Origin of the sequence: Streptomyces sp. CWNU-52B (assembly GCF_047444975.1) — a bacterium.
Classification (GTDB): domain Bacteria; phylum Actinomycetota; class Actinomycetes; order Streptomycetales; family Streptomycetaceae; genus Streptomyces.
Genome location: NZ_JBLFJV010000035.1, coordinates 48822 through 57869 on the forward strand (window position 1 = coordinate 48822; position 9048 = coordinate 57869).

7 protein-coding genes and 1 pseudogene are annotated in these 9048 nt (G+C 68.0%); 3 read left to right on the top strand and 5 right to left on the bottom strand.

The features are described 5' to 3' along the window. Positions 1-228: 228 nt before the first annotated feature. From ACLVWQ_RS28500 to ACLVWQ_RS28510, 3 genes are all read right to left on the bottom strand, one after another. Entirely contained in the window at positions 229-1434 is a 1206-nt protein-coding gene (locus ACLVWQ_RS28500) for an IS110 family transposase (RefSeq protein WP_414112073.1), read from the bottom strand. Positions 1435-1671: 237 nt separating this feature from the next. Continuing rightward, on the bottom strand, positions 1672-2100 hold the full coding sequence (locus ACLVWQ_RS28505) for a hypothetical protein (RefSeq protein WP_414112074.1): 429 nt from the start codon (positions 2098-2100) through the stop codon (positions 1672-1674). Beyond that, positions 2097-4196: a hypothetical protein gene (locus ACLVWQ_RS28510; RefSeq protein WP_414112075.1), complete on the bottom strand. Its 2100-nt coding sequence runs from the start codon at positions 4194-4196 to the stop codon at positions 2097-2099. The genes ACLVWQ_RS28505 and ACLVWQ_RS28510 overlap by 4 nt, the downstream gene beginning before the upstream one ends. A gap of 378 nt (positions 4197-4574) precedes the next feature. Between ACLVWQ_RS28510 and ACLVWQ_RS28515 the strand changes: the two genes are divergently transcribed. Continuing rightward, the gene (locus tag ACLVWQ_RS28515; protein ID WP_414112076.1) at positions 4575-5555 is read left to right on the top strand and encodes a DUF4238 domain-containing protein; all 981 of its coding nucleotides are present in this window, start codon (positions 4575-4577) and stop codon (positions 5553-5555) included. A 7-nt stretch (positions 5556-5562) separates the two neighbouring features. Here the strand turns inward: ACLVWQ_RS28515 and ACLVWQ_RS28520 are convergent, their stop codons facing one another. Continuing rightward, positions 5563-5823 carry a DUF6207 family protein gene (locus ACLVWQ_RS28520; RefSeq protein WP_414112077.1) on the bottom strand — a complete coding sequence of 87 codons (261 nt, stop codon included), beginning with the start codon at positions 5821-5823 and terminating at the stop codon, positions 5563-5565. 715 nt (positions 5824-6538) lie between these two features. Here ACLVWQ_RS28520 and ACLVWQ_RS28525 point away from each other — a divergent pair. Further along, complete coding sequence (locus ACLVWQ_RS28525) at positions 6539-6748, top strand: hypothetical protein (protein ID WP_414112078.1); 210 nt, start codon at positions 6539-6541, stop codon at positions 6746-6748. A 158-nt stretch (positions 6749-6906) separates the two neighbouring features. Here ACLVWQ_RS28525 and ACLVWQ_RS28530 read toward each other — a convergent pair whose 3' ends face one another. Further along, positions 6907-7482, bottom strand: coding sequence for a PIN domain-containing protein (locus tag ACLVWQ_RS28530; RefSeq protein ID WP_414112079.1), 576 nt, complete (start codon positions 7480-7482; stop codon positions 6907-6909). A gap of 221 nt (positions 7483-7703) precedes the next feature. Here ACLVWQ_RS28530 and ACLVWQ_RS28535 point away from each other — a divergent pair. Next, a pseudogene (locus ACLVWQ_RS28535) lies at positions 7704-8954 on the top strand (IS701 family transposase). The last annotated feature ends 94 nt before the right edge of the window (positions 8955-9048 follow it).

The following is a 9048-nucleotide window of genomic DNA, read 5'->3' on the forward strand; positions in this document are numbered from 1 at the left end:
CGTTGCCGGTTGACTTCATGAGCGGAGTCAGTTCACCGTGAACGGAGCTCGCTCAAGGTATGAACAGTGGGGTCGCCCTCATGGATCTGTCGGTGGCAGTGGCGCAGACGCGCGACGAACTCGGCACGGACGTCTACGTCTTCGTCGAGGGGGAGCAGCGCGACTTCCTCAGCGACCCGTTCACGCTCGGCATCGCCGCGTGGATTGTGTCGACGTTTCTGAATGGTTTCACAGCGGCCGCCCAGGGCGAGGTCGAGGGCTGGGGAGAGCGCACGTTCGGTTGGTTGCGGGACGACGCGAGGCAGGACTGGAAACGGACGCTGCCGCCGCGCAGGCCGCCGTGGCGGGCCGGGTGCCGGAGGACGTCGAGGTCTTCGCCCGTGCCAGCGGTGCTGCGCTGCGTACTGCGCTCGAGGAGTACGGGCTTGACTGGGTCGCGGTTGAGCGTGTAGCGGCGAAGGCGCGAGAAGCGGGCCTGGAGGCGATCGGCGTGTGAACGAGGGCCCTACCGCCACACTGCCGGCCATCGACAAGGTCCTCGTCATGGCACGGACGCTCGTCGCGTTCGATCCGGACGATTGCGAGCAGTCCTTCGCCGGCGAGATCGCCTACCTGCGCGGGCAGGCTCCGGATCACTGTCGCGTGTCGGTGATCGTTGAAACGGCCCTCGATGAGCGCGTCGAGTTCGGTGATCTCCTCGTTGAGAGCCAGCACACCCTTGTCGATCCGGGCCACCATGGCGGCCGCGAGAGTCTCACCTGGCAGTGCGGTGTGCTGCGACTTGGCCGCCTCGACGGCCGTCTCGGCGAGCGCAGCTGCATTTTTCACCTTGCGGTTCTTCAGCCAGGTTCCGATCCGGCTGGCCCCGCTGCGGCGGATCGCGGCTGGCGCCTGGTAACCGGTCAGCAGCACGACCGGACCCTTCTTGCTCAAGTTCAATGCCCGCTCCAGCGCGGGGAAGAACTCCAGCAGCTGAGCCCGCAGCCGGTTGGTCTGACGGGTGCGGTCGTTGACCAGATCAAGGCGGCGGGCGGTCAGGGTGCGCAGGTCGACGGCTATCTCGTCACCGGGTCGCAGGAGGCCGAGGTCCTGGCGCATGCGCGCCTGATCAGCGATGACGAACGCGTCCTTCTCGTCCGTCTTGCCCTGACCGCGGTAGGCCGTCGACGCTTGGTGCACGGCGAGGCCGGTGATGTAGACCATCGGCTGGTCGTGGTTGAGCAGGAGACCGATCAGTAGCGCGGCGCCGCCATGGTTGGTGTCCACCGCCCACAGGGCGTCCTCGGACAGCGCGAGTACATCTGCGATGAGCTCCAGCAGAGCCCGTTCGTCGTTGAAAACTCGGCGGGAAAGGAGGCGTTCGCCTCGCTCATCGACCACCACGCAGTGGTGATGTTCCTTGCCGATGTCCACTATGGCCCAGATCTGGGGCACGGGTCACCTCCGCCAGTTCGTCGTCATACACGGACCCGCAGACGACCTCGCCGACGTTGTCCTACACAGCGATCGAGTCGCGTATCCCAATTAGCGGTCGAGTCGTCACGGGGCTCCGGGCGGCCAAGTTCTTTGAGCCATCGAACGGCGACAAGCTCACAGCCATACCTGGAACCCCCGGGCCCGCCGATCTTACGAAGGACCAGCTCAGACCCACGCTTGGAAGGTAGGACAAGCTTAGGCGACGAAGGACAGCCAGTTCGTCGCCGGGGGCCAGCGGCGCGGCTTCATGCTCTGTCGGACGCCGAGCAGATCCGCGCACCGCCCCTCAACGGCGTCCAGGGCCTTGGTGGGCGTCAGGTCGTCCAGGTGCAGGACCCGCACGCTGGCGAAGACGGCCCTCTTGGCAGGATCGCGGTCGTGCCCGTCGAGACGCCCGGTGAGACCGTTGAGGCGGCTTGCCTGACCGAGCCAGCGCAGTCGTCCGGCGATGTCGGTGATCAGGTAGATCCCGGTGAGGACACCCAGGTCGTTGAAGTGCTCGCGGTCTGTCCAGGGCAGCGGCCGCAGATAGGTCGCTTGCAGGTAGCGGCCGCCGACGATCGCCAGGCCGGCCAGGAGCGGTGCGGTCAGCACCGGCCCAGCCGGCAGCGCGGAGCGGCTCACCGCTCGCCCTCGGCGTTGGCGACCTTTTCGGTGGTTGATTCGATAATGACCTCGGTCTCGCCCTTCATGTCGACCAAGCCGACCTGCATCGCAGCCAGATCCCGCTTGAGCCGGCTCAGGGCCTGCTCCATCACCTCCACACTGTAGGAGGGCGGATCGGCCAGTGCGGGCTTGCCGGTCGCCGCGCCAGCGGCGATGGTCTCACGAGCCACGGCCAGCGCGGCGAGGAAGGCCTGCGGCAACTCACTGGACAGGCTCGTCACCAGGCGCAGCTGGGCGTCGAGGAGGACCTGTTCCGGGCTCTTTTCCGGCTGCTGGGGCGGGGCGCTGTCCGACGCGGCGGGGCGGTCGTCCACCTTCTTCTTGGCACGCCCGGTCTTCGGGAAGGTCACGCTGAACCAGATGCGGTCGGCGACGGTACCGTCGACCGGAGCGCCGGTGTCATCGATCTGGCGGGGCCGGGTGCTAGCGTCGTTGGCGCGGGCGATCTCGCGCATCAGGGCGATGGTCTGCACGGGCTTCAGGAGCATGGCGTTGCGGGCGCTGACGCCGCCGCGCCGCCCCGGTCCCCGCTGGCCGTCGGCCGATCCGCGGTCGGCCTCGACCATGCCGTGTTCGGCGAGCCAGTGCAGGCCCCGTGTCACGAGGAAGTCGGACAGCTGCGTCTTGTCGGCCTCAGCCTGGTCCAGCGCGGTCCGCCAGTCCGGCCGGTCCGCAAGGGTGCCGCGCTTGGCGATGAAGCTGGAGTAGAGCGTGCCGTCCAGCAGGCGCGGATTCCACCGGGTCCGGTAACCCTCGGCGATGGTGGCGGAGAGCATGCGCAGCCGGAGGGTGACGTTCTCCTCTCTGCTGTCGTAGTACCGCTCGGGCTCGCCGAGGACCCTGGCCACCTCGCGGTCGTGCCCGGGCTCCTTGGGGAAGGCCATGCCGAGCAGCGCCCGGTCGCGGCGGTCGCGGGCGTCGGTGACCGAGCCGGGGAAGGCATCCGGCTCGCTGTCCTCGCCGGCGAGCCAGGCCCGGACGGACTCAGTGATTAGGCCCGAGGCCTTCGCCTCGCGCAGGACCGCGCGCATGTCGGAGGTCGACTTCTCCGCGAGCGGGTAGTCGAGCTGCGGGCGGCGGTGGTCGGCACGGTTGGGGTCGAAGACCGTGTTGTGGAACTCGGCGGGGTTGTCCGTCCCGACGATGATCTGCATCTGGACGGCGGCGACCTCAGCTGCAGCCTGGGCAATGCTGTGATGGCGGTGTCCGGTGGAGTCGAATGCGCCCTGCAGCGTGTCCGCGAAGGCGGGGACCCAGATGACGGGGTCGGCGATGTACTCCGGCGGCGCCGGTTGACCGGGCTTTGGATCCGGCAGGTCGAGCATGCCGGTCGGGACGCCGAAGGCGATGTCGCGGGCGGTCAGACCGTGGAGCTTGAGCCGGGCCCGGGAGCGGTTGCTGCCTTTGATGGCCACCAGGTCGACGACCTTGCGGATGGCGGGGGCGCCCTGGTGGTTCTCGGTGATCGTCCGCACGAAGGGCACGTGCATAGTGCGGTTGGTCTGGCCGAAGACCGTCATGTCCTCGGCGAGGTCGTAGCCGCGCTTGCTGTCGGCCTCGGTGAGGGCGATGTCCATGGTGCCCAGCAGGGTGTTGAGGACAGTGGGCTCCACCGGCTCGGCGGTCGTCACGAACGGCAGCGTGGCGCCGTTCGGGCCGGACCCGGTGGTCAGCCTCGGGAGCACCCGGGCAGGGGAGGCGTCAAGCCTGGCCGGGCTGTGGAAGGCGCTGCGCACACGTTCGTTGTATTCGGTCGGGGTGCCGGCGAAGCCGTGCGTGGTCACCGACAAGACGTGCAGACCCGTCCGCTCGTCCTTCACGATCACCCCGGGGCGCAAGCGGTGGACCGTCTCGGACCGCGCCTTGGTGAGGTAGCGCTTCGGACGGATCACGTAGGCCGCGATGACGTCGGTCACCAGCGGGGGCAGGCCAGTGGCGAGGGCCAACGCCTCGGAAAAGGCCCGGGTCCAGCTGTACGTGTCGGCACCCGGGAACGGGTTGGCCCGGGTGGAAGGCTCCGCCTCGGAGACGGTCGCCAGGTTGATGGTCGTCATGATCAGACTTCCAGGAGTGGGCGAGTCTGCCCGGGCCGGTCGGTCCGGGCAGAGCAAGGGCCCGGACCCCGGTGGAGGAACTCCGGAGTCGCTGTATCAGTCACCGCACGCCGAAAACGATCTGAGTGACTGTCACACGCGTCCGTCTCCCGACCACGGGGTGCGCGGCCTAACGAGCCCGCTCGACGAAGAGAATCGGGGAGCTGAGCTGGGTGGCCATTGCGCTTCCTCTGCCCGTACGGGCCATGAGGGGTGGTGGAGAGCCGGCACAAGCCGAATGCTGACGCGATACTACGGCACTAAATGAGCTTCTGTGCAACAAATATGACAGATCGTCGTCTTCCAGGGCCTGGTCCGGCTGCGCTGACGGTTACCAATATGGATCGGCAACCGGGAAAATCTGAGCGGGTGGAGAGGGGTACTTGGCAAAATTCGGTATGTGGGAACAGCACAGCAGACGTCGCGGCAGCACCTCGTATCCCAGGTCCTGCTCAGAGAGTTCACGATGCCCGAGCCGAAGGGCAGCAGCTGCTCCCGTTCGACCTGCACAACCCCGGACGCGTGCACAAGCGGATGCCCACCAGCCGATGCGGCTGGGGCAAGAACTTCGTCGCCTTCGACTCCCCATCTGTTGAAGCATTGTGGGGCGACGTGGAGAGGCGCGTGCCTGCGGCGCTCGCCGCCGTGCACGCCGGTACTCCGTTCACCGACCCGCTTCACGCGGACGTGCTGCGCGACCTCGTCGTGCTCCACTACGTCCGCTCGCTCCACTACCGCGATGTGCACACCGACTCGGTCGAGCGGGCCCGCACGCGCCTGGTCGTCAAGGTGATCACTCAGTATCCGGAGCGGCTGAGCCTGGAGGCGCTGCGTGAAACGGGCCTGTATCTGTCCGGCCCGGCTGCCCTGAGCACCTTCGCTGAGCGCCTCATCGAACGGTCCGCGGTCATGCGCGACCGCGAGAGCGGCAAGCTCTTCCGCACCAGCATCGAGGACACCTTCCACAAGATGCGGGACCTGGCGTCGACGCGGCGGCTCGAGGTGATCAAGCCCGAGACAGGCCAGTTCCTGATCGGCGACAACCCGACCCCAACCCTGTCCGTGAAGGAAAGCCGCACCATCTACGGCATGGCGTTCAGTGACGCCCAGACCCTCGAACTTCCCATCGGCCCACGGCACATGCTGTCCTTGGGCCCCGAAGACGTCATGCTCACCGTCCCCCAGCCCTTCGTCGACCGCCTCAACGCCGTGCAGGTCCACGCTGCCCACCGATACGTCTACATGCACCCCAAGAGCAGCCTGGAGCCGCTCGTGGAACGCACCGCACAGCGACGACCGGCCGGGAACCGCACCACCTGACAGGCGATCATCGTTGCTGTACCTCTGCGAGAACCTGCGGCGGCGCTTCGGCCGGCGCATCCGAGCCAACCGGCTGCTTCAAGTCCAGGTAGCAGCGCAGTCGTACACCCGGCTGGCCGACGTCGTACGTCGTACGCTCTGCTGACAACGTCGCCCACCGGTCGGCGAGCAACTGCTGGAAGGCCAGGGCGGTAGCGTCGTCGGCGGCCGCGACATCGACGACGACCAGGCCCGGCCTGCTCACGTGCACCTCGTTGATCGGGTCCATGTACGGCACTACGTTCGGGCGCCCCGGGAGAGTTCCGCCGCTGCCGTGTCTTCACCCGACCGAGTGGCAGACCGTCAGGGGCTGTCGCCGCCCCAGTCCCAGCGGGCCGGATCGCCGGGCACAGGTCATCGTCCTAGTCCACGTCCTGCCGCGCATCAGCTGGCGCGTCATGCGCACGCGGCCCTGACGCCCAGGTGCTGGCACCCGTACGCAATCCGGACTGGGGCGCCAACCGCTCCAGCAAAGAGCGCGAGTAGACGGTAGGTCACCGACTCCCTTACTGGCATTCGACCAGCTAGAGGAAGTTCGACGGCGCAAGGCCCGGACCAGGTGTCCGGGCCCTTCATCGTGCCCGAAATCTTTCCGCCCGGTCGCTGCTGTCCGGGTCCGGCTTCCAGCCCTAGGGGGGTGAAGGAGCCGTGCCCGCCAGGACGAGACGCAAGTGCCCGAGTCCTGTCACTGTCCCGCCCGTCATGTCGAACTCACTCCGGAGGCAGTACCGATGACCACCCGCCAGACACCCAGGGCAACACCCACGCTGATCGCCGCTACGCTGAACACGCCACCCTGGGCTCGGGCAGAAGCCCCGCAGGGACGCTCTCAGGCAGAGAGCCGCAGCAGGACCGCCGACCGCGAGGCGCTCACCACCTCCACGCGGATGACACCACGACAGGTGTCCGCTGTCCTCGATCCCTCTGCTCAAGGGAGCAGCATCATGACCCGGGACAACGTTCCCGCGCCGTCCGTCCAGCCGCCCGACCCCGCGCCTGTTCCGCAGCAGCCCGCTGTCGGTGCCTGCCTGACCGCCGCGATAGCCCAAGGGGCCGCTCGGTCCATCACGGCCCGGCTGGTGGACAAGTTCCTCACCAACCCGCCCGACTGGCTCAGAGCCCTGTGGCATGCAGTACCACGGCCCTGGGAGTAGCCGACGCGGCCGGGCAGGACCCCCCTGCCTGGCCTCTGCCACCCGGACGTAATGGGGCTGCGCGCTCTGCGGACGGCCGTGTCGGCGCGGACTCGGGCCAGGCTGAAAGGGGTATGGACCACCGGCTGAAGTGCTCGCGGCGGACCTTGGCGAGCTGTCTACTCTGTGATGGCCTCCTGCTGGGCGGCCTGCCGCTCGCGGCGCTTGGCTCGGGTGCCGTTGCCAGGCTTGTCCTGCGCCTCCCAGTCCGGCTCGGGCCCCGGGTCCTTCGCCGGTACCTTTGTCACCTTCAGCCCAGCGGCCCGGCCGCGGGTGTGCTGTCCGGTATCGCAGGTCAACAGCCGTACCGGCCGGGCGGCGAGGGCCTGTATAGCCACCGCTCGGTCAATGATCTCGTCGTCGGTGATGGGCAGACGCACATGGCCGGGCTGGTCCATGACGATCTCCACGTTCACTTCGCCACGCCACGCGGCAGGCTCCCCACTGTTGTCCGCGTAGCGCAGGATGCCAAAGGTGGATCCGCTGAGGGTGCCGTCCAGGAGCCCGAGCGTATGGGAAGCCCGCCACCTGGCCTGGTGCTTGCCGGCGTCCTTCAAGCTGTCGAGTTCGTCGACCACCGCGATGGGGAACAGCAGCCGGAGGTGCTCGTTCGGTGGCAGTCCGAGCACTTGGTGCAGGTCGGCGTCGGCGAGCGCGACCGTGTTGTGGATGTAGAAGCTGGAATCGGCGACCACGAACCACTCAATCCCGGTCCAACGGGCTATCTGCGCCTCCAGCGCGTTCCCGGCTGCCTCTAGTACTCCAGCAGGATTTCGCTGTCTGACCTGTGGGTTTGGCTGGGCGGCTGGAGTGTAGCGGGCCGGGGCATGGTCAGGGACGGTCTCACGGCGGCAGCCCCTCGAACGTGCGACAACGCCGCCGGTCATGACAGCGACGAGGGCAAGGTCTCCTCGTGATGACCGAGCGTTCTGCCGCGCAATGGGACCTGGAGCTCGACGAGCTTTTCATCAGCATCGGCCATCGTTTCGGCCGGGTGGAGCTTCGGCGTCGCATGCGTGACTACGTACGCGGGCTGCTGGCCCCGGTCGCCCGGAAGAACAGCTGGCAGCTGGCCGAGCAGGCAGGCCACGTCACTCCCGACGGCCTGCAGCACTTGCTGGCCGGCGCGAAGTGGTGGCCCGACGAAATCCGCGATGACCTGCAGCAATACGTCGCCGACCGGCTCGGCGAGGACGACGGTGTCCTCATCATCGACGACACCGGCTTCATCAAGAAGGGCACCACCTCCGCCGGGGTCCAGCGCCAATATTCCGGCACCGCCGGCCGCACCGAGAACTGCCAGATCGGCGTCTTTGCCGCCTACACTTCCCGCCGCGGACGGGCCCTGGTGGACCGGGAGTTGTACATCCCCAAGTCCTGGGCCGAGGACCAAGGACGCTGCCGCGCGGCCAAAATCCCCGACGCCCAGACATTCGCCACCAAGGGTGAACTGGGTCGGCGCATGGTGCTGCGGGCCCTCGCCTCACCGCTGCCCATCACCTGGGTCACCGCGGATTCCGCCTACGGGCAGGAAAGTCGCTTCCGCCGAATGCTGGAGCAGTCCGGCGTCGGCTACGTGCTGGCCGTCCCCAAGTCCCAGTTCACCGTGGGCTGTCCCCGTATCGACGGCCTGTTCACGCAGGCCCCGGCCCAGGCGTGGGAGAAGCTCTCCTGCGGCGACGGCGCGAAGGGACCGCGTGTCTATCACTGGGCGGCAGTGCGGCTGCCTGCCGTTGCCGAGTTCGACTACCAGGGCGAAGTCCCGCACCGGATGCGGTGGGCGCTGGCCCGCCGCAGCATCTCCCGCCCCGACGAGATCGCCTACTACCTCGCCTACACCCCCTTGCAGGTCACCGTCCGGGAGCTGGTGCGGGTCGCCGGGTCTCGCTGGGCCATCGAGGAGTGTTTCCAGGCGGCGAAGAACGAGTGCGGGCTGGACCAGTACGAAGTCCGCCGTTATGTGGGCTGATATCGGCACATCACCCTGGCCATGCTCGCCCATGCCTTCCTGACGGTCACAGCCCACCAGGCCGGCGAAAAGGGGGCGCAACCGGTGAGAGAGCCGGGGCCATCGCGCTCACAGTGGCGGAGGTTCGGCGACTCCTGGCAGCTTGTCGTCCCCAGCCCCCGCACCTGCGCGGACACCGAGGCAGACACCACGCGGTGAACTGGTCGGACTGGCGACGCCGCCACCAGGCAGTCGCTCGTCGCTGTCATGACCGGCGGCGTTGTCGCACGTTCGAGGGGCTGCCGCCGTGAGA

Excerpts from the sequence above, each read along its gene's own strand:
- ACLVWQ_RS28510 (WP_414112075.1), bottom strand. The coding sequence starts at position 4,196 with ATGACGACCATCAACCTGGCGACCGTCTCCGAGGCGGAGCCTTCCACC.
- ACLVWQ_RS28515 (WP_414112076.1), top strand. The coding sequence starts at position 4,575 with ATGGATCGGCAACCGGGAAAATCTGAGCGGGTGGAGAGGGGTACTTGG.
- ACLVWQ_RS28520 (WP_414112077.1), bottom strand. The coding sequence starts at position 5,823 with ATGGACCCGATCAACGAGGTGCACGTGAGCAGGCCGGGCCTGGTCGTC.
- ACLVWQ_RS28525 (WP_414112078.1), top strand. The coding sequence starts at position 6,539 with ATGACCCGGGACAACGTTCCCGCGCCGTCCGTCCAGCCGCCCGACCCC.